This window comes from Pragia fontium DSM 5563 = ATCC 49100, assembly GCF_900112475.1.
Lineage (GTDB): Bacteria > Pseudomonadota > Gammaproteobacteria > Enterobacterales > Enterobacteriaceae > Pragia > Pragia fontium.
Genome location: NZ_FOLW01000007.1, coordinates 99,810 through 125,647, shown reverse-complemented (window position 1 = coordinate 125,647; position 25,838 = coordinate 99,810). Strand labels below are relative to the sequence as shown.

Below are 25,838 nucleotides of genomic sequence, written 5' to 3'. Positions count from 1 at the left end.
AAGACTGAATCAATGTATTCAATCCCTATTTTTTTAATCCACACTGGAATCAAGAGGAAAGAGTAATGGCGGGAGTGATTTATGCCTCGTAAAGTAAAAAAATCCCGTAAGCCGAGTCGGTTACGTCGCTTTATTGGCTTAATGATTAAGCTGATGATTGTGGTTATTGCCTTGCTGGCGTTTTATGGCATCTATCTTGATTCGCAAATCCGTAATCGTATTGATGGGAAAGTCTGGAATCTACCGGCTGCGGTCTATGGGCGTATGGTTAATCTTGAACCTGGCATGTCCTATAGCAAAAAAGAGATGATCGATTTATTGAACGGTATGCAATACCGCAATGTCACTAAGATTACTCGTCCCGGAGAATATACGGTTCAGGGTGATAACATTGATATGTTGCGTCGGCCGTTTGAGTTTCCTGATGTAAAAGAAGATCAGATTCGGGCGCGTCTTGAATTTAACAGCAATGGTTTAGCACGTATTCTTAATCTTGATACCGGTCGCGAGTTCGGTTTCTTCCGCCTCGATCCTAAACTGATCACTATGCTACAGGCTCCGAATGGTGAGCAGCGTCTGTTTGTTTCCGGTAAGAATTTCCCTTATCCCATGGCGGATATGCTGATTGCCACCGAAGACCGTAATTTTTACAGTCATGACGGTATTAGCTTGTTCTCGATTGGGCGAGCGGTCGTAGCTAACCTGTCCGCTGGGCGAGCGGTACAGGGGGGAAGTACCCTGACTCAGCAGTTAGTTAAAAACCTGTTTTTAACTAATGAGCGTTCTCTGTCACGTAAGCTGCGTGAAGCCTACATGGCAATCATTCTGGATGCTCGCTACAGTAAAGAACGTATCCTTGAACTGTATATGAACGAAATCTATCTGGGGCAGAGCGGCGCCGATCAGATTCGCGGTTTCCCGCTGGCCAGCCTCTATTTCTTTGGTCGTCCGATCAATGAACTCAGCGTTGACCAGCAGGCGATGCTGGTCGGTATGGTGAAGGGCGCCTCGTTATATAATCCGTGGAAAAATCAGAATATCGTTCTGGAACGACGTAATTTGGTATTGCGTTTGGCTCAACAGCAGAATGTGATCGATAGCGAATTATATAATGTATTGAGCGCTCGCCCGCTGGGTGTTCAGCCTCGCGGTGGCGTGATTACCCCTCAGCCTGCCTTTATGCAGTTAGTTCATCAAGAGCTGAATGATAAGTTAGGGGATAAAGTTAACGATCTGTCCGGGGTGAAGATTTTCACCACACTGGATCCGGTATCGCAGAGTGCAGCAGAGAAAGCGATTGAAGAAGGTATTCCTGCTTTACGTGCGGCGCGAAACGTGAAAGATCTGGAAGCGGCAACGGTAATTGTTGACCGTTTCAGCGGAGAAGTTCGCGCTGTGGTAGGGGGCTCCCAGCCGCAATATGCCGGGTTTAACCGTGCAGTGCAGGCTCGTCGCTCCATCGGTTCTTTGGCGAAGCCACCAACTTATTTAACCGCCTTGAGTGAACCGGATCGCTACCGCCTGAATACCTGGCTGAAAGATGAACCTCTGTCGGTGAATATTCCTGGTAGCAAATCTTGGCAGCCGCAAAACTACGATCGCCAGTTCCGTGGGCGAGTTCTGTTGGTTGATGCGTTGGCTAACTCCCTCAATATTCCAACGGTAAATCTGGGACTGGACTTGGGGCTGGATAAAGTCAGCGAAATGTTACAGCGGTTAGGCGTACCACAAAGTTCGATTCAGAAAGTACCGGCGATGTTGCTAGGCTCAACCAGCCTAACGCCAATGGAAGCGGCACAGATGTATCAGACAATCGGTAGCGGTGGGCAAAAGGCTTCATTGTCGGTATTACGCTCAGTGATTGCCGAAGACAATACCGTGCTATACCAAAGTTTGCCACAGGCTCAGCGAGTGGTTGAACCTCAGGCGGCTTATTTGACGCTGTACGCTATGCAGCAAGGTGTTGCAGCCGGCACCTCTCGTTCACTATCGGCTAAGTTTGGTCAGTATCATCTGGCGGCTAAAACCGGTACCACTAACGATTTACGCGATAGCTGGTTCGTTGGTATCGATGGCAAAGAAGTCTTTATTGCTTGGGTGGGGCGCGATAATAACGGCCCGGCTAAGTTAACCGGTGCTAATGGTGCATTGACCTTGTATCGTCGCTATCTTGAAAACCAAACTCCGCTAGCGCTCAACCTGACGCCGCCGGAGCACATTGTCACGATGGGCGTGAATACCGATGGCAGCTTTGTTTGTGAAGGAAGCTGGCGTAGTTTACCGGTCTGGACCAACGATCCTCAGGGACTATGTCAAGCTCCACAACAGCAGCCGGTTAGCCAACCATCGCAGTCACAACAAGATGAAAGCAGCGTTCCCGGCTGGATTCAGGATATGTTTGGCGGTTAAGGTTTCTGTTGGGGTGATTGAAGCTATAAAAAAGCCGGTTTCATTAGAGGCCGGTTTTAGGCTGATGATAGAGAAAGGGATGGTTAAACGACAGGAGAGGTTTCCGTTCGGGTCGACTTGGCGTAAGCCAACGAAGTGCCCGTAGGAAACGTAGGCCTGTCGCTCGATATAATTGAGTACTGATGGTCTTCCGGCTGTTCATGATAGTGATATTCTTGCTTGTTTTTACAGCCGGAACATTTACATTTGTTGATTTAAAATATCCCTAAGCCGGTTTCGTTAGAAACCGGCTTTTCATTATCAATAACGACGTAATTTCCCCGTTAATTAACTCAACTTCACCGGTACAACGGTTTCACTCGGATAACATCCCAGCACTTTTACCGAACGGGTAATCGGGATTAAATCGTCCAGCGCACTCTGCATTTCGATCGAATCAAGATTAACCTGCATATCGATATAAAACATCTCTTCCCAAGGGTTGCCGTTGATTGGCCGCGACTCCAGCTTGGTCATGATGATATTGTGCTGACGCAGCACCAGTAACGCTTCGACCAGTGCACCGGACTGTTGACCGGTAGCGACAATAATGGTGGTTTTCGCCGGAATTTGTGGGGCAACATCGATCTGCTTACGTGCCACTACGATAAAGCGAGTAATGTTCTCTTTCTGGTTGGCCAAGCTATGTTCCAGTACCTGTAAATGGTATAGCGAACCGCCAGGTTCACTGCCCAGCGCAACGGCTTTTGGTGACTTCAGGCTGGCCACTTTTTCCATGGCGGCTGAGGTACTTTCACAATACTCAATTTTCCAGTTTGGGAAGCCGTTCAGATATTGGCTGCACTGTTGGAAGGGTTGAGGATGGCTGTATACCACCTCAATTTGGCTTAGGTCAGTATCAACCGCTGCAAGCAAACAGTGATTAATTGGGTTAGTCAGTTCACCAACAATGAATAAATTGGTGGACTGTAACAGGTCATAAACTTCATTGATTGAGCCTGAACTGGTGTTCTCAATCGGCAGAATACCGAAGTCGGCCTGACCGATTTCAACTTGCTTAAAGATATCGTCAAATTTATTGCAGCCACACTCCACCAGACCATCGAAGTGACGGGCGGCATATTGTCTGGCAGCAAGATGCGAATAGGAGCCTTTGGGGCCAAGGAAAGCGATTCTGGCGGTACTGAGCTTATCCTGATTAATATGCTGCTGTAACAGTGCTTGCTGGGTTAACACCGAGTCTTCGATAATCAGTTGGAATACTCGAGTGATGTAATGACCATCCAGACGCTGTTTCTTGCCTTCTTCAACTAATCTTTTCAACAGATCCCGCTCACGCTCTTTATCGCGAATGGGTAGGTGGGAAGATTGCTTGGTTCTGGCGACGTCAAGGGCCAGATCGCGACGTTCTGCCAGCAGTTCCAGTAGTTTGAGATCGAGTGCGCTAATGCGTTCTCTCAGCCCTAATAATGGATTATCACTCATGATGTTGTCTTACCTTATTTTTATTTAATCCAATAAAAAAGCCCCCCGTTGGGAGGCTTTAATGTTCGTCTTCGCTTTCTCTTTACTCATTACTGAGCCACGGACGAATTGCCTCCCAATCAGGGGACGCTAAAAAAGAAAGCGAAGAAAAACGGTATATATCTCATAAAGTCATTGGGTTCCTGTTAAAAATGACCTCTAACTTAACCGCCCGGTTTTGATTCTGTCAACCGTTATTATTTTTTGAGGGAGAAAGGACGGGAAATACGCTAACTGTGGCAATAAAAAAACGCGCCCGAAGGCGCGTGAATAAAGGAACTAAAGATTAATCTTCTTGCAGTTGTTGCAAATTGGCATCCTTCACGCTGCTTTCAGCGCGCCGGGCTTCACTCTTGTGCTGTACTTTATTCAGTTGCCGTTCAAGTTTCAGTAGTAATTCATTGATAGCGACATACATATCTTCATGTTTAGCACTTGCAACCAGAGGGCCATTTGGCGTGGTGATGCTGGCGTCAGCCACAAAACCTTTTGGTTCTTTGGATAACACAATATGCGGATTAATTAACTGAGCTTGCCATTTATCTAGCTTTTTAAGACGGTCCTCGACGTGTGAACGGATTGCCGGTGTAATGTCCATTTGTTTGCTAGTAATATTTAATGTCATATAACCTACCTCTTTGTCAGTCAATTGCCGTCGAATATGATTTTAGAATACCGATGTTGCCAGACAATTATGTGATGTCTGTCACATTTACGGGTACCTTAAAACAAAGATGACAGAAGTGTGATTGCCCTAATAGTTTGTGACTCTGCACTTGTATAATCAGTATAGCTCAAGCAATATTACTGGTTGTGTCAATTGGTAAAATCTGTACAAAAGATCAGCAAAGTATTTTATTTTTATCAATGAGTTCCAGTTAGCCCGCTTTTTGTTCAACTTTCATTTTTTCAGCAAGCGTTGACGTCGTTTTTCCGCTTTTTTTACCTTTTCTATTTGGTTATTTTTTGCGTTGAATTTATCGCAAAGTATCCACTTGATCCTTTTGTCCAATGGTCTAATATTGAACCTTCGACTCGGGGTGCCCGATAGTGATTAACGCTATCCGTGGCTGAGACATCACCCGTATTACCTGATCTGGATTATGCCAGCGTAGGGAAGTCACAGTATCCCACCGCTACTGCCTTCTTTAACGCCGGTTGGGAGCTTTATGAATTTATCTCACAACCCTATCAATTTCCCTGGCTCTGTCGCCGCACATTGGCTTGCACAGCTTAAGGAAAACCCGCCTTTGGTTCACTGCCTGACGAATCAGGTGGTTCAGAATTTTACCGCTAACGTTTTATTCGCGCTTGGTGCCTCACCGGCGATGGTCGTTGCTCCACAGGAAGTAGCCGACTTTAGTGCGATTGCCGGTGCGCTATTGGTTAACGTTGGTACCCTTAACGATAGCCAAGCGGAAGCCATGCTCTGTGCCGTAACGTCAGCGAATCACCATGAAGTACCATGGGTTCTTGACCCAGTAGCCGTCGGCGGACTGGGCTATCGCACCGAATTTTGCCGTCGTTTACTGACTCTGAAACCCGCAGCCATTCGTGGTAATGCCTCCGAAATCATGGCGTTGGCCGGATCCGCAGCCATCGGGCGTGGCGTTGATAGCACCGATGATTCATTGAGCGCTTTGCCGTCAGCAATAAAATTGGCTGCGGAAACCGGCGCCATTGTCGCCGTTACTGGCGCAATAGACTATGTCACCGATGGGCAAATCAGTTACGCGTTGCCATTTGGTGATGCGTTAATGACGCGAGTTGTCGGTACCGGCTGTGCACTATCCGCAGTGGTCGCCGCATTCACTGCTTTAGGGCGGGAAAAGCGCCTTGAGCAAGTAGCAACTGCCTGCCAAGTGATGGCTTACTGCGGCGGTTTGGTTGCCGCAGAATCTACCGGGCCAGGAAGTTTCTCTCCTCGCTTTCTCGATGGCCTTTATAACCTGCAACCGCATCATCTAATGGGGAAAACAGCATGAGAATAAATGCATTAACTATTGCTGGCACCGATCCAAGCGGTGGTGCAGGTATTCAGGCAGATTTAAAAACTTTCTCTGCATTAGAAGCCTACGGAACTAGCGTGATAACCGCGTTAGTTGCGCAAAATACCCGCGGTGTGCAGTCGGTTTATCGAATTGAACCCGAGTTTGTGGCAGCCCAACTTTGCTCTGTACTGGATGATGTACGTATCGATAGCGCAAAAATTGGTATGTTGGCAGGGTCAGATATCGTTAACGTTGTTGCAGATGCCTTGATACGCTATCAAATTCCCTATGTAGTGCTGGATACGGTAATGGTGGCAAAAAGCGGCGATCCGCTGTTGGCACCTGAGGCGGTGGAGGCCATTCGTACGCGTTTATTACCGATGGTTTCGTTGATTACCCCGAATCTACCTGAAGCTGCGGCCCTGCTGAATTGTCCTGTAGCAATCAGTGAACAGCAGATGGTGGAACAAGGACAGGCGCTATTGGCAATGGGATGTTCAGCGGTACTGATGAAGGGCGGCCATTTAACTGAAGCGGAAAGCCCTGACTGGTTAATTTTACCGGAGCGGGTAGAGCGTTTTTCTGCCCTGCGTATTGCTACTAAGCATACCCATGGCACCGGATGTACACTGTCTGCGGCGCTGGCGGCATTGCGCCCACGCTATAGTGATTGGGCGCAAACGGTGCAGGCTGCGAAGGATTATTTGCAGCAGGCGTTGGTGATGGCGGATTCATTGGAAGTGGGTCACGGTATCGGTCCGGTACACCATTTTCATCGCTGGTGGTGATAAGCCCGATAAATAAAAATCCCTGATAGTTTTATCAGGGATTGATGACGATCGCTGGGCTATATTTGCTCGGCGATAGATTGGTTTTCTATATTGTCTCTCTGATATTCATCACTGGCAGCCATCGCCAGCGTGGTATCTAACATACGGTTAGCGAATCCCCATTCATTGTCACACCAGACCAGCATTTTAACTAAATGCTGACCGCTGACGCGGGTCTGTGTGCCGTCGATGATGGCGCTGTGCGGATCGTGATTAAAATCGGTAGAGACCAGCGGTAGCTCGGTGTAGTCGACAATGCCGCGAAAATCGTTATAGGCAGCCTGTTCAAGCAACCGGTTAACATCGTTGACGCTGACCGGAACTTCCAGCGTAACGCTTAAATCAATGGCTGTGACGTTGATCGTCGGCACCCGCACCGAGATAGCTTCAAATCGGTCGTTGAATTTGGGAAAGAAGCGGGTAATACCGGCGGCGAGTTTAGTATCAACTGGAATAATCGACTGATTAGCAGCGCGGGTACGGCGTAAATCTTTATGATAAGCATCAATCACCGGTTGGTCATTCATGGCCGCGTGAATCGTGGTAACGGTACCGGAACGAATTTCAAAGGCATCATCCAGTAGTTTGATGATCGGGATAATACAGTTAGTGGTACAGGAGGCATTAGACACCATACGGTGTTCAGAACGTAGGGTGTGATGATTAACGCCGTAAACAATGGTGGCATCCAAATCATGATCGCCCGGATGGGAGAACAGAACTTTTTTCGCTCCGGCAGCAATATGCGCTTCTGCGTCGGCTCGACTACCGTATACACCGCTGCACTCCAGCACGATGTCGACATTCAGGGATTTCCAGGGCAGATTAACAATTTCTGGCTGATGAAATAGCTGAATAGCGTCATCATCAACCCACAGCATTTGGCCTTCCTGACGAATTTTTCGGCAAAAACGTCCGTGGGTAGAGTCATATTGCAGCAGATGAGCCATGGCTTTCGGTTCGGCAAGTTCATTAATGGCGACAACGCGGATTTGCTTATCTCGATGAGATTCGTATAAAGCGCGTAACACGCTGCGGCCAATTCGACCAAAGCCATTTATTGCTATTCTGATGGTCATGATTTTCCTTACTCGTTCGTTATTATGCCAATACTAGAATAATCTGATGTTACTTGCCGTGATTGTTTCACGGTTACGATATTAAAATATGTGTAGATGGTGAATAAGACAATAACCGATATTTAGCGTTTGGCTTAAATATTAGCAATAACATTTTTATTAAACGCGGGGGAAGTGGTGAACGGTTTTTCAAGCAAGCGAAATTGGGCTTCTGTTAGTCAGAAGCCATTCGATGGTTAATCGATTTTTTCGTCCTACTTTTTATTTTCAAGGGCTAGATGAGTAAAGTAAATACGGTGTTGTTCATAGGCCACCACCTGATTTCCCCGAATACTATAAATACACTGATGTAGATTTTTCCCCTGTGGGTCAGTGAATCTTAGCTCATCGGTTTTTTTCAGATGCTGTGGATGCTGCTTGAATACGCTAAATTTATCATTATTACCGTAGCCGCCGCCCATCACGATATAAGGATGGCACAGGGCAAAAGCATGGGCACCCTGAATCGGCACATTGTAGCTGGTTGCTTCGCCATCTTTCAGGTGAACCAGCTTAAAGTCAGAATAGTAGTAGAACCAAAATGAGTGCTCATTTTCGGCATTGACGGCGTAACAGTCGAAAATTTGAAATTTATCCGCCTGCCAGAGAATTTGCCCTGTGGCATCAAATTTAACCAGCCCATATTGGCCTATCGGTTGCGCCCAGCCATAGTTGCCAAAAACACCTTCATCAAAATAGCTAGCCCAGATGGCACCATCAGAGGTGACGTTGATATCTTCAATTCCATCACCCAAGGTAAAGCTCCGCACCAATTGTCCATGACTATCGTAAACGGCGGCATTTTTTTCCGGCTGACCATCGTTGTAATGGCAGCGCGCGCCAACTAACAAAATGTGCTCATTATCCAGCATTTGGACATAGTGAAAGTTGATTCTGGATTCAATCGGCGGTAGCTCAAGGATTAATTCACCGTTGAGATACACCGAAACAAACCAACTACGTTTATCTGCCTGACTAGCCACAAATTGATCATTGATACGTTCAGGAATACTTTCGGTTTCCAGTACGGTGAGTTGGTGACCATAGTTCCAGGAACAGGAAACTCGCTCACCTCTGGGTTGATGGGCTAGGGACGTCAGGGGGATTTTTAGCATGGTTATCGAAGTTCCTGATGATTTTTATGTTACCGAGCGTACCCATTCAGAAAACAGTTCACCGCTAACCGCACGTTGTTCTCGATGTTTTTCTTGTTTGGCAGGGCGATACCAAATAGGGCGTCGTGATGAATATCCCCTTTGAGTAGATTCAGTAAGTGCTGGCAGGCCATGGTGGAATCGCTTTGGATTAGATTCCCTTTATCCATATGGGATTGCAGAAATTGCGCCAGGTAGTTGGTAATTCTTTGTGGGCCGTGAGAGAGATAGAAATCTGCCAGACTGCTATCGTGTTGGGATTCAGTAATCATAATGCGATAGGTATTAACCATCGTTGGTGTCAGGATGGTATTAAGATAATTGGTGCCAAACTGGAGTAATTGCTGCTCCAGATCGCTATTTTCATCATTGTTAAAATTAAAAATAGCTTCAACGTTTTCAATACAGCGACCAATCACCGCCATCAGCAGGCCGCGTTTATCGCCAAAGTAATTGTAAATTGTTTGTTTAGAACCACCGCATTGTTCTATGACCTGATCAAGGTTAGTTTGGTTATATCCTTGCTCAAGAAACAGTTGGGTTGCTACCTCAATGATTTTTTGCTGTTTTAATTTTGTCGATGGGCGCATAGCGATACCTCAAGCGGATTTGACACCATTAAAACAGGTATATATCAGGCATGCAATTCCTGTTACTTGATTGATAAGTAACCATTAAATTGAATTTCTTATGATAACTTAATGATTTTATGTACTTAGCAGTACAAAGAGTAAGGGCAATAAAGCGGATATTCGATGAAATTGAGGTAAAAGCAGGGTCGCTTTAAGTGGCTTCCCTGCTGTATGCACTAGTTATGGTCTTTGAATTTAGCCAGATATTGATGCTGGAAAATACACATACGGATGGTATCGCGGTATTCACCGTTAATGAAAAACTCATGCTTGAGAATTCCTTCGGTTTCAAAGCCCAGCTTGGTGTAAATATGAATAGCCTTTTCGTTTTCCCGATCGACAATCAGATAGAGTTTATACAAATTAAGGACAGAAAAACCATATTCCATCGCCGATCTTGCGGCGGCGCCGGCATAGCCGTGACCTTGCCAGGCTGGATCGATAATGATCTGGAATTCAGCACGGCGGTGTACATGGTTAATTTCTACCAGCTCAACCAAACCAACACGATTACCTTCCCCTTCAATAATGAAGCGGCGTTCGCTCTGGTCGTGAATATGTTTATCGTAGAGATCTGTAAGTTCAACAAAGGCTTCATACGGTTCTTCAAACCAATAGCGCATGACGCTGGCATTGTTATCAAGCTGATGGACAAATCTAAGATCTTCGCGTTCGAGTGGGCGCAGCTTAACGCTGACTTTGGCCGACATTAGGAACTCCTGGGGCTGATGTTTGCAATAGTATTCATTACTGCCGGTTAGCAGTAATGAATATAGCTTAGTAAGGTTAAGGCGTGCTGGGCAAGTTTTATTTATTGGCGAACCATTGTGATAGCGACAATCCGTATTTGTGTCATACCATACCGTTAATCAGTTCTCGATATAACCTTGCGGTGGCAACGGATGATTATCCATCCAGGCTTTGCCATCACGCATTGCCAGTCTGCCCTGCATAAACCAACCCACCACCAGCGGATAGATACGATGTTCCTGCTGCTGTACTTTCTTGATCACTTCAGCTTCGCTATCCTGCGGCGTGATAGGGATAGCGGCCTGTAAGATAATCGGCCCGCCATCCAGCTCTTCAGTAACAAAGTGGATCGTTGCACCGTGTTCACTATCACCGTTATCCAATGCCTGACGATGGGTATGCAAACCGGGATATTTGGGTAACAGGGAAGGATGAATATTCAGCAGCTTGCCGGTATAGCGGTTAACGAATGTTGGGCTGAGAATACGCATATAGCCAGCCAGCACGATCAGATCGGGCGTGTAACGATCGATAGTATCCGCCAGTACCAGTTCGTAATCGGTGCGGCTGGCAAAATACTTGGATTCTACCAGCTCAGTTGCAATACCTGCCTGTTGGGCGCGTACCAGACCATATGCCTCTGGTACATTGCTAAATACTGCTTTAATGTTTCCGTTAATCTGACCGTTGCGACAGGCGTCGATGATTGCCTGAAGATTGGAACCACTGCCAGAAATCAGCACCACAATATTTTTCATTAGCCAATAACCACTTGCTCGTCTGAAGAGGAGGCTTTAATGGTACCGATTAGCCACGCGGTTTCCCCCGTTGACTGCAACAGTTCAATGGCTTGAGCTGCACGATCCGCCGGTAGGGCAATAATCATGCCGACGCCACAGTTAAAGGTACGGTACATTTCGTGACGGGTGACGTTACCTGCTTGTTGTAGCCAGTTAAATACGTCTGGCCATTGCCAACTGGACTCATCGATCATTGCCTGAGTGCCTTCTGGTAACACGCGTGGGATATTCTCCCAGAAGCCGCCGCCAGTGATATGAGCAATAGCGTGAACATCGATATTTTCTAACAGGTTGAGGATCGATTTCACATAGATTTTGGTGGGTTCCAGTAAATGATCGGCCAGCGGTTTGCCCGCTAATTGCGTGGCTTGTGCATCGGTTTTACTGACTTCCAGAATTTTTCGTACCAGCGAGTAGCCATTGGAATGGGGGCCGCTGGAAGCCAGCGCGATCAGCACATCTCCTTCTGCAACTTTACTGCCGTCGATAATGTCTGATTTTTCTACTACCCCAACGCAAAAGCCTGCCACATCGTAATCATCACCGTGGTACATTCCCGGCATTTCAGCGGTTTCACCACCGACTAATGCGCAGCCTGACTGCTTACAACCTTCTCCAATACCGGTAACGACGCGCGCTGCGGTATCGACATCCAGCTTACCGGTGGCGTAGTAATCCAGGAAAAATAGCGGTTCTGCCCCTTGGACGATAAGGTCATTTACGCACATCGCCACTAAATCAATACCGATGGTATCGTGGCGTTTTAAATCCATCGCTAAACGGAGTTTAGTTCCTACGCCGTCGGTTCCAGATACCAAAATCGGCTCACGGTATTTTTGCGGCAGTGCGCAAAGTGCGCCAAAACCACCCAGTCCGCCCATCACTTCAGGACGACGAGTTTGTTTTACTACACCTTTGATTCGATCGACTAAAGCATTACCAGCATCAATGTCTACACCGGCGTCTTTGTAGCTTAAAGAAGTTTTATCGGTCACTGCGGAGTCCCCATGGAGATAGGTGATATTAACCAGAAACGGCGTAATTCTAACAGTTAAAGCAAACGTTTGCCTATGGTTATTTCTATTGATAGTGGCAAAGCGTTCTATGATTATATTATTGCCGTCAGATAGTAGAAGCGCGAATTAACTGGCTGAATCGTTGCGTAAACCCCAGCACAACTTTCGCTATAGGTTTATTGTTGAGATTGTTCCAAATAACGCCATTAACCTGAAAATACCGATGTTGGTATGAATAATACCGATAATAAGGGTAGAAATGGCGCGCCGTTAACATTATTAGCGCAATCTATAACCTATTATGATCTGAATCATGCATTTCTTTGGTACGGTAGGCGCATTATCAGGTATAATTCGCCGATTTTTTTGAGAAAGACAGTGCACCATCTGCGAAATGGGGAGAGAAGAGATGAAGATCGTTGTAGTTAAGCATCCGTTGGTTAAACATAAATTGGGTTTAATGCGTGAAGAAGACATTAGCACTAAACGTTTTCGTGAATTAGCATCAGAAGTTGGCAGTTTACTGACTTATGAAGCCACCGCAGACTTAGAAACGGAAAAAGTGACGATTAACGGTTGGAACGGCCCCGTTGAAATCGAGCAAATTAAAGGCAAGAAAATTACCGTAGTACCTATTTTACGTGCCGGTTTAGGCATGATGGAAGGGGTGCTTGAGCACGTACCGAGCGCCCGTATTAGCGTAGTCGGTGTGTACCGTGATGAAGAGACACTGCAACCTGTTCCTTACTTCCAAAAGTTAGTTTCCAATATTGAAGAGCGTATGGCTCTGGTAGTTGACCCAATGTTGGCAACTGGCGGCTCAATGATTGCGACTATCGACTTACTGAAAAAGGCAGGCTGCCAGTCCATTAAAGTTCTGGTATTAGTTGCTGCGCCAGAAGGCGTTGAGGCATTAGAAAAAGCCCATCCAGACGTTGAGTTATATACCGCTTCTATCGATCAGGGTCTTAATGATAAAGGTTATATCATTCCTGGTTTGGGTGATGCCGGTGACAAAATCTTTGGTACCAAATAAAGCATTAACATAATGTTTTGAGTAACAAGGATGTTACTAATCATGTAAGTCTCTGAATTTGCTGCGTACTTAACCCTTTAATAATAATAGCGGCCTATTCGTGATAAGCATGAGTTATCGGGTCTTAATAAAATAATAAGGTGTTCCGTATGTCAGCTTACAATTATTTTTTAGCCGCAGTTTTTTCCTTGTCATTCGCCGCTCCTGTCTGGAGTAGTGAGGCGCCAGTTAATCACGCTAACAGCAATGCCAACAGTCGCGAAGTCGCCAGTGCGCTGGGTGGAATTACCAATAAAACCTTTTCCCTGAAAGAAGCACCGATCTTAAAAGTGGCTACATTTAATATTGCTGCTGGCAAAGTCAGTGATATGACGGCCATCGCGAAAGCCATTAAGGCGATGAACGTGGATATTGTTGCGCTGCAAGAAGTTGATAAGCTCACGGCGCGTAGCGGTAAGGTCGATCAGCTTGCTGAGTTGATGAAATTAACCGGCATGTATGGCGTTTTTGGCCGGGCGATTGATTTTGACGGCGGCCAATACGGATTAGCTTATCTGTCAAAATACCCGATTAAAGATCAGGTGATTTATCCATTACCTTCCGGTCAGCGTGAACAGCGCATTGCTTTTGTGGCTAAAGTAGAAGTTCCCAACTTTGCCGCACCGATTACCGTTGTAAATGCCCACTTGGATACCAAAGAAGATCCAACCATGCGTTTGGAACAGGTCAGAGAGTTAAATGACCGTACCATTGAAATACGCGGTATCAAATTGCTGTTTGGTGATATGAACGATGTGCCCCGCAGCGTAACCTGGCAAGAGCTTGATCGTTACTGGAATGATATTCAGCCGGAAAATAGAGATGGTCGTAGTTGGCCTGCTGAAAACGCTGAGATAAAAGTAGACTATATTTTTACCGGTAATGCTCAGCGCTGGCATTTAGATAGTTTAACGATTCCTAACGCCAATGGTGAGTGGTCTGGGGTTAATTGGCCGTTGGTCAGTGACCACCTCCCCATCGTGGCGGAGCTCAGAATGACTGAGCAATAAGAATATAAATATGGGCGACGGGATCGCCCATATTTATGGCCGCTAATTAGCCGAAGCGTGTTAATTAGAGTAAGGTCGTGAGTGTCGGAGGGTAGGATCAGCCCGCCGTTGTTGATAAGTGTGAAGACAGGGTAGTAGGTAAAGTATTTCGGCACCGTTATCCGGTACCGAAAAATATATCATCATTTCAAATTAGAGGTTTATGCTATGCAACAGCCGTCAATGACCGGCGCGCAGCCACCTGCCTGGCAGAATGTATTGGTAGGTGCACAAATGCTATTTGTGGCATTTGGTGCATTAGTATTGGTACCGCTGATCACTGGGTTAGATACCAATGTGGCACTGTTTACCGCTGGCTTGGGTACTTTGCTGTTTCAGCTTTGTACTAAAGGCAAAGTACCGGTATTTTTAGCCTCTTCTTTTGCCTTTATCGTGCCAATTAGCTATGGCGTTCAGACTTGGGGTATTCCTGCCACCATGGGTGGGTTATTTGCTGCCGGTGTCATGTATATGATCTTCGGCGGTCTGATTAAGCTACGTGGTTCACGGATCATTGAAGTGTTACTGCCACCGGTGGTGACCGGGCCGATGATTGCCATTATTGGTCTGACGTTGGCACCTGCTGCGGTGAATATGGCATTAGGTAAGAGCGGTGATGGTGGCTCAGTTCTGTTGGCTGATTATCGTACCGCGCTGTTTATCTCTATGTTGTCATTGTTAACAACGCTGTTGGTGGCCGTTTGGGCTAAAGGGATTTTCCGTCTGATTCCCATTCTGTCGGGGATCGTAGTTGGCTATGTTACTGCGCTGTTTATGGGCGTGGTAAATTTCCAGCCGGTATTAGATGCGCCGTGGTTTGCTATTCCTCACTTTACGGCACCTGAGTTCCACTGGCAGGCGATTCTGTTTATGTTACCGGTGGTCATCGCCCCAACGATTGAACACGTTGGTGATATTATGGCGATTAGCTCGGTATCTGGTAAAGATTATGCCAAGAACCCAGGACTACATCGCACTCTCGCCGGTGATGGAATTGCGACGTCTGCGGCAGCTTGTTTTGGTGGACCACCCTGTATCACCTATGCTGAAGTTATTGGTGCTGTCACACTGACGCGCAACTTTAACCCGTTAATTATGACCTTTGCCGCCTGTTGGGCCATTTTTATGTCATTTATCGGTAAAATTGGTGCTTTCCTGAATACTATTCCTTCGGTGGTCATGGGCGGAATTATGGTGCTATTGTTTGGATCGATAGCTGCCGTCGGGATCAATATTCTGGTGAAGAATAAAGTGGATCTTTCGATTGCCCGTAACCTGTGCATTGTCTCTATTGTATTGGTATTCGGTATTGGCGGTATGGTGTTTAACTTTGGTCAATATTCATTACAGGGCATTAGCCTGTGTGGTGTGATTGCCATTGTGTTAAACCTGATTCTGCCGAAGGCTCAGCCTCATGCTGAGTCAGATAAGCAAGGGCATTAATCTGATGATCGGCGACATGGAACGTTGCTGGTTCTCCGTTGGATCCCTCTGTGGTAAACTGATCCGGTTGAACGATCTTTTAGGTTTGAGGTGTTTCTGAATACATCAACGCAGCTATCTTTTCCTCTTTATCTCTCTGATGATGAGACTTTTGCCAGTTTTTATCCCGGCGAAAATGCGTCGTTGCTTGCGGCTATCCATTCGGCCTTGCATCAGGAACACAGTACCTATATCTATTTTTGGTCGGGTGATGCTGGTGGTAAGAGCCATTTACTGCGAGCCGCCTGCGCTGAGCTTTCACAACAAGGGATCGCCGTTGGCTATGTGCCTTTAGATAAGCGAACCTATTTTGTGCCAGAAGTATTAGATGGCATGGAACAGCTGGCGCTGGTATGCATCGATAATATCGAGTGCATTGCCGGCGATGCTGAGTGGGAGATGGCGATTTTTAATCTGTATAATCGTATTCTTGAAACCGGATTTACCCGATTGCTGATTAGCGGTGAGACTCCTCCCCGCCAGCTCAACCTCTCTTTACCCGATTTGGCATCACGCCTTGATTGGGGGCAAATTTATCGTCTCCATCCGTTATCCGACGATGATAAACTGCAAGCGCTGATTCTACGGGCTAAGCTACGCGGTTTTGAGCTTCCGGAAGATGTCGGGCGTTTTCTACTGAAACGCTTAGATCGTGATATGAGAACGTTGTTTGCAACGTTGGATCATTTGGATAGCGCTTCGATTACCGCTCAGCGCAAGCTGACGATTCCTTTTGTAAAAGAAGCCCTCGATCTTTAGTCGATAAGGTTATCTGTTACTCTTTTCTAATCCTCAGTTATCGACGCTGATATTGTGCCGATTATTCGTTCTTTATTCTTCGCACAATCCGTAAGTAATATTTATCATCCCCCATCAGTATCTGAAATCAGCGAATAGAGATGACTGCGTGTGTCATGTTTTCAGAGCAATACGATGGTAGTGATAGGCTAATTAGGTAAACCGGCGGGGACATTTCAGCGTTAGCGAAATTGAGATAAATCTGCCGGTCAAAGGGTAGACCGGCAGCCAAAACGTGTAGTTACAGAATGTCTAACACTTGTTCTGGTGGTCGGCCCAGACGAGCATGGTCACCTGAAATGACAATGGGGCGTTCTATTAGCTTTGGATTTTTAACCATCGCGTCAATTAACTGTTGTTCTGATGCTTCGGCTAAATTCAGCTCTTTATAGACATCTTCTTTAGTGCGGATAAGCTGACGGGCAGAGCTGAAACCTAGCTGCTTCAGCAATGTTTTAATTTGGGCGCTGTCCGGAGGGGTATCCAGATACAGTACGATGTTAGGCTGTACTCCGCGTTCTTCCAGTAACGCTAGCGTCGTTCGGCTGGTACTGCAGCGTGGATTATGAAACATAGTCACCGTATTAGACATTATATATTCTCCCATTTTTATCGTTTTATTAACGCTCAAATTGTTTAAATCTCTGCTGTAACTGGCGTAGCTGATCGATGCGAGCATCGTAGCGAGCCTGCTTCAGGCTACCGGTTTGAACCGATGAACTGGCACTTGATAGCATACTAATTGCCTGATCCAGACGCCCAGCCAAGGCCATACTTTCTGCTCTGGCTGCCAACTCTTCATCGCGCAGTCCCTGATCGGCGCTGGCTTTAGCCAGTAAATCCCAACCGTTAGGATCGTCAGGATTGGCGTAGGTGTAGCGGTTTAGTAATGCGGTGGCTTTTGCCGATTGTCTGGACTCTACATAAGCATTGGCCAGATTAAGCTGTAGCACTGAATTAGATGGCTGACTCTTGATGGCTTGTTCCAGACGGCTGATGGCCTGTGGAGCACGGTTTTGTTCAAGGTCAATATCCGTTGCCAGATCGATAAACCAAACGTTGTTTGGTTGCTGTGTTAGCAATGGCTGGATGATATTACTCGCTGAATCATATTGTTTGGCTTTGTAATAAAGAATCGCCTGACCATATTTCGCCGCCAGCTGTTCGCGAGCATTGCCTTTTTTATAGTCATCCAACATATATTGATTCAATCCATCCGCGTTGTTGTACATACCCAGAACTCGGAATTTAGCGAACAGATAATCCTGAGACGATTGTACATCCCTATGACCTAGTTGGGAGGCTCGACTACGGGTATCGGACATCCGGCTATCCGGCATGGGGTGAGTCAGCAGCATTTCTGGTGGCTTGCTGGCATAGCGATATTTATCCGCCAGTTTTAACATAAAATCTGGCATGCCCATTGGGTCAAAGCCTGCTCGCTGTAGTACCCGGATGCCAATGCGGTCAGCTTCCTGCTCATTAGATTGCGTAAAGCTGATCATGCCTTGTTGGGTACCGGCAATCGTGGTGCTCAGTGCCGCCATACCCGCCTGTGGGTTCGCCATGGTTAACAGAATTGAACCTAATGCCCCAACCCAGGTTAACGGTGCGTTACGCTGCTGTTCTTCCATGGCTCGCGCCAAGTGGCGCTGGGTCACGTGGGAAATTTCGTGCGCCATAACCGATGCTAATTGGCTTTCGTTATCCGTTTCGCGGAACAAGGATGAGTGAAGGACCACATTACCGCCAAAAAAGGCGAAGGCGTTAATGTCATCATTTTGAATTAGATAAAAGTGGAAAGGGGTACGGACAGAGTCGGCTCTTGATACCAGTTTCTGTCCCAGATCACCAATGTAATGGGTCAAGAGCGGATCGTAGACCAGTGGGGCACCGGAGCGTAACTGTCGGACATAAAAGTCCCCCATTAACAGTTCCTGATTAATGGTCAAGGTGCCGCCAGCCGTGGTACCAATATCCGGTAGATCGCTGATTGTATCTGCGACAGTAGTCACCACCGGAGCACAGAGTAATGTGCTACCTAAAAGCGTAACGAGTAAGGATTTGCGTAGACTGGTGGACATATTGATATTTATTCCAGAAGTTATTTTAGTCTGTTGAACTCATTCGGTACGTTATGGGTACCAGAATGGCTTCCCTATTCCTGCATTAGCCCGTTTTCTCAACGCCGCTGATGGGTGTTAAATCTTATCGTTAAAGCATTTGTTTTATTGCTATTATAGCCGCTGTTTTATCTTAACTGCCGCTAATCATCAAGATTAACGATAAATTAGCATTGTTAAGTTGCGCTTGCATCAGGTAACTGAAGCTGAATAAATTCAGACCATCATCGATCGGCGTAATCGCTACAGTTTATAGACAACAGATGTTGTATTTTGTGCCATTGATGTTGTACTTGATATTGCTTTAACTGGGCTTATATCAACTGCTGAATCTTGATGCACAACCGTTTTTTACTTTTGGAGGTTGCTATGCTGGATATGTTGGTACGCTGGTATCGTCGGCGTTTCACCGATCCTCAGGCCGTCGCGCTACTCATTATATTAGTGGGCGGTTTTGGCATTATCTATTTTTTTAATGGCATTCTTGCACCGCTTTTGGTGGCGATTGTGTTGGCTTATTTGCTGGAGTGGCCTACCAATAAATTACAACAGATGGGGCTATCCAGAGGATTGGCTGCCAGCGGTGTGATTATTTTGTTTGGCGGCGTTATGTGCGTCACGTTCCTGATTGTCATGCCCGCAGCCTGGCAGCAGGGCGTCAATTTACTCACTGATTTACCGAATATGTTGAATCGTTTTCATGATTTTGCCGCCGGTTTACCTGCTCGCTATCCGGAATTAATGGATGCCGGAATTATTGATTTGATCGCTGAGAATCTACGTCTCAAATTGGTAGGGCTGGCGGATTCGGTAGTGAAGTATTCCATGGCGTCACTCATGGGGCTATTAACGTTGGCGATTTACCTGATTTTGGTTCCGCTGATGGTATTTTTCCTGCTGAAAGATAAAAAGCAGATGATTTATGCGGTGCGCCGTGTTTTACCGCGAAACCGCGGTTTAGCTGGCAAAGTTTGGCTGGAAATGAATCAACAAATTACCAACTATATTCGTGGCAAAGTGTTGGAGATAGTGATCGTGGGTGTCGCAACCTATTTGGTGTTTTGGTTTATGGATATGCGCTACTCCTTGCTGCTGGCCGTGTTGGTGGGCATTTCGGTTTTGATTCCCTATATCGGCGCCGTATTGGTTACCGTACCGGTATTTATGGTGGCGTTATTTCAATGGGGAGTAGGGCCGGACTTCTGGTCGTTAATTATTGCCTATCTGGTGGTTCAAGGGCTGGACAGTAATCTGCTGGTGCCGTTTTTATTCTCTGAAGCGGTGAATCTCCATCCGCTGGTGATTATTTTATCGGTAGTGATTTTTGGTGGGCTGTGGGGTTTTTGGGGCGTCTTTTTTGCTATACCTCTGGCAACCTTGGTCAAGGCGGTTATCCATGTGTGGCCGGATGATTTGATTGCTGAGAATCTGGATTAGAGAATAAACTAAACAACGGCTATTTCCCCTGGTGGAATAGCCGTTGTTGGATAAATTAACCGCTACTCTGTACCGTTAAGATAGTTCAGAACGATATCGTGGTGGTTACTGGTTTTAAAATCATCAAAGACTTTTTCAACTTTTCCATCGGTGCCAACTAAAAAGCTGATGCGGTGAATACCATCATAGGTTTTGCCCATAAAGGTTTTTTCACCCCAAACGCCAAACAGTTCGCAGACTTTATGTTCTTCATCGGAGAGCAGCGTAAAATTCAGCAAATCTCTCTCGACAAAGCGAGATAACTTTTCGGGTTTATCGGTACTGATACCCAGAACATCCACTCCCAATTTCTTCAGGTCATCCATATTATCCCGAAGTCCACAGGCCTGCACGGTGCAGCCCGGTGTCATTGCTTTAGGATAAAAATAGATAAGAACTCTCTGCCCTTGAAAATCACTAAGGCTGATATCTTCACCATCTTGATCCGGGAGTGTAAATTCAGGGGCGGTATCACCGGCTTTTAATGGGTTTATCACTAGTTTCCGTCCTTTTGTTCATGCTGTGGATTAATAACGATATTAATACTGCCTTGTGCATTCAATTCTGTACAGAGGCGATAGAAATCTTGTTCAACAATTTTATCTGTACCGGTTAAGGCACTATGCAGCGTAATCTCAATATATAGTTTGGCTTCTTTGGTTATGTCACAAACGCTGGTTTTTGACGTTAATTCTGCAATACTGGTTTCGGCTGCGTCGAATAAGTTGGTAAAGCGTTCAATTAAATGCGGTGAATCTTTTACTTCTACTTTTACCCACATCGTCACCGGCATGGGAGGCCGTGGATGCTGAGTTGTGCGTTTCATCACAATAAGCAGCTCTAATTCTGCGCCTTTTTGTGGCAAGGTGGACTCAAGAAGCATCATGGCACTCCAACCACCGGAAAGCAGCATAATAAAAGTAAATTCTTCACCGAGTAGTGCCAGACGGCTATCCTCAATATTACAGCCGCAGCTACTCACATGTCGGGTAATGGTATTAACAATACCTGGACGGTCGGTACCCAATGCGGTAATGACAAGGTAATATTCAGATTGTTGTGGCACGTTATAATTTCCTGCCTGAAAATGGTGATACTATGGTAAACATAAAAAAATCACCTAGACAAGCAGTTAGAGTGATGTTGTTGCTTGCTTTTAGCTATTAGTCAAAAGTACCATGTTTGTTATGTCTATTAAGGGGAATCGCTTATGTTTACGGGAAGTATGGTTGCACTGGTTACGCCAATGGACTCAACGGGTTCTGTGGACCGCGCCAGTTTGAAAAAACTGATTGATTATCATGTTGCTAGCGGCACTGCCGCGATAGTTTCCGTAGGCACTACTGGGGAATCGGCTACATTAAATCATCATGAACATGTTGATGTGGTGAAGTTAACGCTGGATTTAGCCGACGGTCGTATGCCGATTATTGCCGGAACCGGCGCGAATGCGACGGCTGAGGCGATTTCATTAACCCAGGATTTACATGGGACGGGTGTCATCGGTTGTTTGTCGGTCACGCCATATTATAATAAACCGACTCAGGAAGGTTTATTCCAACATTTTAAAGCGATTGCCGAGCATACCGATTTGCCACAAATCCTTTATAATGTACCGGGTCGTACCGGCTGTGATATGTTACCCGAGACGGTTGCCCGTTTAGCGGAAGTGCCTAATATTGTGGCCTTGAAAGAGGCAACCGGTAACTTAAGTCGGGTAAGCCAATTACAGGCACTGGTCGGCAATGATTTTAAACTGCTTAGCGGTGATGATGTTACATCGTTAGAGTTTATGCAGTTAGGTGGTCATGGCGTGATCTCGGTGACGGCCAATATTGCGGCGCGTGAAATTGCACAGCTATGTGAATTAGCCGCGCAAGGAAACTTTACGGAAGCGCGTTGTCTTAATCAGCGGATAATGCCTTTGCATTTTAAATTGTTTGTTGAATCAAACCCTATCCCGGTTAAGTGGGCATGTTATCGTTTAGGCTTAATTGCTGATGATACTATGCGGTTGCCAATGACTCCGCTGGCAGAAACTGCCCGGCCGGTCGTTGAGCAGGCATTGAAGTCTGCTGGTTTGCTATAAATTTTAGGAAAAATTAATGGTTCATTCATTACAGAAAATAGTTGGTGTCTCACTTGTTGTACTGTTGGCAGCGTGTTCTAACGATCAAGCGTACAAACAGCAGGTTAATGGCAATGAAGACTATTTGAAAGCCCCAGCGTTAAAGGAATTACGCGCCCCAGCAGGAATGATATTACCGGTTCAGAACGCGCAGTATGCGGTGAATAATCGGGCGGTATCTACGGGGAATCTTGGTTTGGCGCTGGATATTCGTCCGCCATCTCAGCCTTTGGCTCTGATGACCGGTTCACGGGTACAGTTCAGCGGCAATACAGCAACGCTTTCATTAGAGAACAGTGCACAAAACCAGGCTCTTTGGTCAAAATTGATTGCTGCTCTTGGTCAGAAAAATTACAAGATTGCTGACCGTCAAGACGCTAACCAAACGCTGACTACTGATTGGATTAACTGGCAGCGTGGCGATGAAAATGTTGCCTATGATGCCCGTTATCAAATCGCGGTACAGTCTCAGGGCTACCAAAATCAGCTTTCTGTAAAAGTGATTGAGCTAAAAGCCGGTGATAAAGCGGTGACTGATGCGGCTAGCATGCAGCGTTACAGCATTAGCATGCTAAATAGCATTACCAGCGTTCTGGATAAGACCCAGCATGATTTAGACAGCAAGAAAGCCGGCTTGGCCAGCGGTAGTATTGTTCTGCAGTCAGCCAAAGATGACACCGGTTTACCGGTGGTGATCGTACGTGCTCCATATACCAATGTCTGGGATCGCCTACCAGCGGTACTGGAAAGTATGGGGATGGAAATCACTGACCGTAATAAGCCTCAGGGTCTCATCACGGTGAAGTTCAAATCGTCTAATGCTAACTGGGCGGCGCTGAATGTGCCAAATCCAGATTTGAAAAACGGTGAGTACAAATTACAGGTTGGTGACTTAGATAACCGCAGTAGCCTGCAGTTCAGTACTGAAAAAGGCCAGGTATTGAAAGAAAATGAAAACAATGCCTTGGTAATCATACTGCAATCCGCATTTAACCGGAGCGCAGTAGAGAGTAAATAAATAGTAAAAAGGGGCTTAGCGCCCCTTTTTTATTTCAGCTTCAACAAAAACTATCACACTTTAAATCGACGGAGAAAACTGACGATGCAAAAGGTCGCCGAACTTTATCGTGGTAAGGCAAAAACCGTTTATACCACTGAGGATGCAGATCTTCTGGTTCTGGAATTTCGTAATGACACCTCAGCCCTTGATGGCGAACGTATTGAACAATTTGACCGTAAGGGAATGGTAAACAATAAGTTTAACTATTTTATTATGAGCAAGCTGGAAGAAGCCGGTATTCCAACGCAGATGGTACGTCTTCTTTCCGATACCGAAGTGCTGGTTAAAAAATTAGATATGGTACCGGTGGAATGCGTTATTCGTAATCGGGCTGCCGGTTCGCTGGTCCGTCGCTTAGGGATTAAAGAGGGTTTGGAACTGAATCCGCCAGTGTTTGATCTATTCCTGAAGAATGATGCCATGCATGACCCGATGATCAATGAATCCTACTGCCAAACGTTTGGTTGGGTGAATGAGTCTAATTTAGCGCGCATGAAAGCCCTTAGCTATCAAGCTAATCAGGTACTGAGCAAGCTGTTTGATGAGGCGGGATTAATTCTGGTGGACTTTAAACTTGAGTTTGGTTTGTTTAAAGGTGAAGTGGTTCTGGGGGATGAGTTCTCTCCGGACGGCAGCCGCCTGTGGGATAAAACCACCCTTAACAAAATGGACAAAGACCGTTTTCGCCAAAGTCTCGGTGGTTTGATTGAAGCGTATGAAGAGGTCGCACACCGTCTGGGTATTAATTTGGACTGATGACGCAATCGATTACGTTTAGTGAATGTCTTTGATACAAAGCCGGTTAATCCGGCTTTTTCTATTATGTTGAATCAGTTGTATAACATGATTAGATTGGCTCAAATCGCTGATGGCTATGTAATCTGACGAGCGTTTTCTGTTTTGCTGCATATACTCAAGTTATATAATGCGAAAACTGGCCTGAATGATGGGCCGTTGATGATGAGAGACAAGATTATGCGTTGGCAAGGTCGTCGGGAAAGTAATAACGTTGAGGATCGCCGTGAAGAGTCCGGTGGTGTTCCTCGCGGGCTGGGTGGGGGCGGTTTTCGTCTACCCAGAGGAAAAGGCGGATTAGTACTACTGGTGGTGGTGCTGGTTGCGGGTTATTACGGGGTAGATTTAACACCTTTGCTAACGGGGGGCGGAGCGCCGGTAACGCAACAGGCTCAGCCGGTTTCCCCTAAAGATAATGAAATGGCGAAGTTCACTTCTGTAATATTGGCTTCAACAGAAGATACTTGGTCAGCTATTTTTAAGAAAGAGGGCAGCGTTTACCAAGATCCCAAGCTGGTGTTGTATCGTGGTGCAACCCGTACCGGATGTGGTACTGGCCAATCAGTGATGGGGCCTTTTTACTGCCCGTTAGATAAAACCGTTTATATTGATTTATCGTTTTATCAGGATATGGAAACCAAATTAAAAGCCGGTGGTGACTTTGCTGAAGCTTATGTAGTTGCCCATGAAGTCGGGCATCACGTGCAGAATTTGATGGGAATTGGCGATAAAGTACGGGCCATGCAGCAGAAAGCGCGTAGCCAGGCTGAAGTCAATCAACTGTCAGTAAAACAAGAGCTACAGGCGGATTGTTTTGCCGGCGTGTGGGGCTACAGCATGAATAAGCAAAATGTGCTGGAGATGGGTGATATGGAAGAAGCACTGAATGCCGCTCGCGCCATCGGTGACGATCGTCTACAAAAGCAAAATTCTGGTCGAGTGATCCCAGACAGCTTTACCCATGGAACGTCAGAGCAGCGCTATTCTTGGTTTAAGCGTGGTTTTGACAGCGGTGACTTCCGGCAGTGTGATACCTTCTCCGTGGATAAGTTATAATCCCTCAGTCATTTACGTTATGATAAACGCCGGAACGCTTCAATCCGGCACTTATCAAAATAACGGCGCTCCTCCAACCAAGAGAATGTTCGCACATGCCCAGTATTGATCCTACGCTTATTGTCCTGCTGGTTCTGGCAGGGTTAGGGATTCTCAGTCATAACAATACCGTTACGATTGCGATCCTTGTCTTATTGATCCTACGTTTGACGCCTTTGGAAGCCGCTTTCCCTATGGTACAGAAATATGGCTTAACGGTTGGGATCACCATCCTAACGGTTGCCGTTATGTCGCCACTGGCCAGCGGAAAAATGACTCCTTCGGTGCTGATGCAGGTATTTGTTAACTGGCAATCTCTGGTGGCGATCGTTATCGGTATTGCGGTGGCTTGGCTGGGTGGGCGAGGCGTAACGTTGATGACCAGCCAGCCGACCATCGTTGCGGGTTTATTAATTGGCACCATTATCGGTGTGGCATTCTTCCGCGGTATTCCAGTTGGGCCGCTTATTGCTGCGGGTGTGGTATCGCTGATTATTGGTAAAACTTGAGTATTGATGAAGAGCGAACTCATT

24 protein-coding genes, 1 pseudogene, 1 riboswitch and 1 other annotated feature are annotated in these 25,838 nt (G+C 46.3%); of the genes and pseudogenes, 13 read left to right on the top strand and 12 right to left on the bottom strand.

The genetic code is table 11. The features are described from left to right. Positions 1–81: 81 nt before the first annotated feature. A pseudogene (gene mrcB, locus BMZ28_RS11545) lies at positions 82–2,409 on the top strand (bifunctional glycosyl transferase/transpeptidase); the annotation flags it as partial. A gap of 327 nt (positions 2,410–2,736) precedes the next feature. Here the strand turns inward: mrcB and pheA are convergent. Both pheA and raiA read right to left on the bottom strand, forming a co-directional pair. Next, positions 2,737–3,894, bottom strand: coding sequence for a bifunctional chorismate mutase/prephenate dehydratase (gene pheA, locus BMZ28_RS11540; RefSeq protein WP_074823361.1), 1,158 nt, complete (start codon positions 3,892–3,894; stop codon positions 2,737–2,739). Positions 3,895–3,925: 31 nt separating this feature from the next. Beyond that, positions 3,926–4,062, bottom strand: a sequence feature (Phe leader region). Positions 4,063–4,219: 157 nt separating this feature from the next. Beyond that, positions 4,220–4,558: a ribosome-associated translation inhibitor RaiA gene (gene raiA / locus BMZ28_RS11535; protein WP_047781669.1), complete on the bottom strand. Its 339-nt coding sequence runs from the start codon at positions 4,556–4,558 to the stop codon at positions 4,220–4,222. Positions 4,559–4,959: 401 nt separating this feature from the next. Then, positions 4,960–5,068: riboswitch (TPP riboswitch) on the top strand. Positions 5,069–5,102: 34 nt separating this feature from the next. On the opposite strand from raiA, the gene thiM reads away from it, so the two are divergent. Continuing rightward, positions 5,103–5,918 (top strand): hydroxyethylthiazole kinase, encoded by an 816-nt coding sequence (gene thiM, locus BMZ28_RS11530; protein ID WP_074823355.1) that lies wholly within the window; start codon positions 5,103–5,105, stop codon positions 5,916–5,918. Next, positions 5,915–6,712, top strand: a complete 798-nt coding sequence (thiD, locus tag BMZ28_RS11525) for a bifunctional hydroxymethylpyrimidine kinase/phosphomethylpyrimidine kinase (RefSeq protein WP_074823354.1) — start codon at positions 5,915–5,917, stop codon at positions 6,710–6,712. Before thiM ends, thiD begins: the two co-directional genes overlap by 4 nt. A 59-nt stretch (positions 6,713–6,771) precedes the next feature. Here the strand turns inward: thiD and epd are convergent, their stop codons facing one another. From epd to purM, 6 genes are all read right to left on the bottom strand, one after another. Continuing rightward, a complete protein-coding gene (epd, locus tag BMZ28_RS11520) occupies positions 6,772–7,833 on the bottom strand; it encodes an erythrose-4-phosphate dehydrogenase (protein ID WP_074823351.1) in 1,062 nt (353 codons plus the stop codon). 254 nt (positions 7,834–8,087) lie between these two features. Next, entirely contained in the window at positions 8,088–8,987 is a 900-nt protein-coding gene (locus BMZ28_RS11515) for a YxiH-YxzG fusion protein (protein WP_074823348.1), read from the bottom strand. Between the two features lie 29 nt (positions 8,988–9,016). Further along, the gene (locus BMZ28_RS11510) at positions 9,017–9,616 is read right to left on the bottom strand and encodes a TetR/AcrR family transcriptional regulator (protein WP_047781664.1); all 600 of its coding nucleotides are present in this window, start codon (positions 9,614–9,616) and stop codon (positions 9,017–9,019) included. 218 nt (positions 9,617–9,834) lie between these two features. Then, on the bottom strand, positions 9,835–10,368 hold the full coding sequence (gene speG, locus BMZ28_RS11505) for a spermidine N1-acetyltransferase (protein WP_047781663.1): 534 nt from the start codon (positions 10,366–10,368) through the stop codon (positions 9,835–9,837). Positions 10,369–10,527: 159 nt separating this feature from the next. Beyond that, positions 10,528–11,166, bottom strand: coding sequence for a phosphoribosylglycinamide formyltransferase (gene purN / locus BMZ28_RS11500; protein ID WP_074823345.1), 639 nt, complete (start codon positions 11,164–11,166; stop codon positions 10,528–10,530). Beyond that, on the bottom strand, positions 11,166–12,203 hold the full coding sequence (gene purM / locus BMZ28_RS11495; protein ID WP_047781661.1) for a phosphoribosylformylglycinamidine cyclo-ligase: 1,038 nt from the start codon (positions 12,201–12,203) through the stop codon (positions 11,166–11,168). Before purM ends, purN begins: the two co-directional genes overlap by 1 nt. 430 nt (positions 12,204–12,633) lie before the next feature. On the opposite strand from purM, the gene upp reads away from it, so the two are divergent. The 4 genes from upp to hda all read left to right on the top strand — a co-directional run bounded on the left by upp (position 12,634) and on the right by hda (position 16,589). Continuing rightward, a complete protein-coding gene (gene upp / locus BMZ28_RS11490; RefSeq protein ID WP_047781660.1) occupies positions 12,634–13,260 on the top strand; it encodes a uracil phosphoribosyltransferase in 627 nt (208 codons plus the stop codon). A gap of 149 nt (positions 13,261–13,409) precedes the next feature. Then, positions 13,410–14,309 carry an endonuclease/exonuclease/phosphatase family protein gene (locus tag BMZ28_RS11485; protein WP_074823341.1) on the top strand — a complete coding sequence of 300 codons (900 nt, stop codon included), beginning with the start codon at positions 13,410–13,412 and terminating at the stop codon, positions 14,307–14,309. Positions 14,310–14,516: 207 nt separating this feature from the next. Continuing rightward, on the top strand, positions 14,517–15,791 hold the full coding sequence (locus BMZ28_RS11480; RefSeq protein ID WP_083399683.1) for a uracil-xanthine permease family protein: 1,275 nt from the start codon (positions 14,517–14,519) through the stop codon (positions 15,789–15,791). Between the two features lie 90 nt (positions 15,792–15,881). After that, a complete protein-coding gene (hda, locus tag BMZ28_RS11475) occupies positions 15,882–16,589 on the top strand; it encodes a DnaA inactivator Hda (RefSeq protein WP_047781657.1) in 708 nt (235 codons plus the stop codon). Between the two features lie 280 nt (positions 16,590–16,869). Here hda and arsC read toward each other — a convergent pair whose 3' ends face one another. Both arsC and bepA read right to left on the bottom strand, forming a co-directional pair. Continuing rightward, the gene (gene arsC / locus BMZ28_RS11470; protein ID WP_074823338.1) at positions 16,870–17,220 is read right to left on the bottom strand and encodes an arsenate reductase (glutaredoxin); all 351 of its coding nucleotides are present in this window, start codon (positions 17,218–17,220) and stop codon (positions 16,870–16,872) included. A 28-nt stretch (positions 17,221–17,248) separates the two neighbouring features. After that, positions 17,249–18,712: a beta-barrel assembly-enhancing protease gene (gene bepA / locus BMZ28_RS11465; protein ID WP_047781655.1), complete on the bottom strand. Its 1,464-nt coding sequence runs from the start codon at positions 18,710–18,712 to the stop codon at positions 17,249–17,251. Positions 18,713–19,120: 408 nt separating this feature from the next. On the opposite strand from bepA, the gene BMZ28_RS11460 reads away from it, so the two are divergent. Continuing rightward, positions 19,121–20,188 (top strand): AI-2E family transporter, encoded by a 1,068-nt coding sequence (locus BMZ28_RS11460; protein WP_047781654.1) that lies wholly within the window; start codon positions 19,121–19,123, stop codon positions 20,186–20,188. Positions 20,189–20,250: 62 nt separating this feature from the next. Here the strand turns inward: BMZ28_RS11460 and bcp are convergent, their stop codons facing one another. Then, positions 20,251–20,721, bottom strand: coding sequence for a thioredoxin-dependent thiol peroxidase (gene bcp / locus BMZ28_RS11455; RefSeq protein WP_047782730.1), 471 nt, complete (start codon positions 20,719–20,721; stop codon positions 20,251–20,253). A gap of 2 nt (positions 20,722–20,723) precedes the next feature. Beyond that, on the bottom strand, positions 20,724–21,293 hold the full coding sequence (locus BMZ28_RS11450; RefSeq protein WP_047781653.1) for a glycine cleavage system transcriptional repressor: 570 nt from the start codon (positions 21,291–21,293) through the stop codon (positions 20,724–20,726). A gap of 144 nt (positions 21,294–21,437) precedes the next feature. On the opposite strand from BMZ28_RS11450, the gene dapA reads away from it, so the two are divergent. From dapA to BMZ28_RS11425, 5 genes are all read left to right on the top strand, one after another. Then, a complete protein-coding gene (dapA, locus tag BMZ28_RS11445; RefSeq protein ID WP_047781652.1) occupies positions 21,438–22,316 on the top strand; it encodes a 4-hydroxy-tetrahydrodipicolinate synthase in 879 nt (292 codons plus the stop codon). Between the two features lie 16 nt (positions 22,317–22,332). Continuing rightward, positions 22,333–23,373 (top strand): outer membrane protein assembly factor BamC, encoded by a 1,041-nt coding sequence (gene bamC, locus BMZ28_RS11440; RefSeq protein WP_047781651.1) that lies wholly within the window; start codon positions 22,333–22,335, stop codon positions 23,371–23,373. Positions 23,374–23,457: 84 nt separating this feature from the next. Continuing rightward, complete coding sequence (purC, locus tag BMZ28_RS11435) at positions 23,458–24,171, top strand: phosphoribosylaminoimidazolesuccinocarboxamide synthase (RefSeq protein WP_074823335.1); 714 nt, start codon at positions 23,458–23,460, stop codon at positions 24,169–24,171. 219 nt (positions 24,172–24,390) lie between these two features. Further along, a complete protein-coding gene (gene ypfJ / locus BMZ28_RS11430; protein WP_047781649.1) occupies positions 24,391–25,266 on the top strand; it encodes a KPN_02809 family neutral zinc metallopeptidase in 876 nt (291 codons plus the stop codon). Positions 25,267–25,361: 95 nt separating this feature from the next. Continuing rightward, positions 25,362–25,814, top strand: a complete 453-nt coding sequence (locus tag BMZ28_RS11425) for a DUF441 domain-containing protein (protein ID WP_047781648.1) — start codon at positions 25,362–25,364, stop codon at positions 25,812–25,814. The last annotated feature ends 24 nt before the right edge of the window (positions 25,815–25,838 follow it).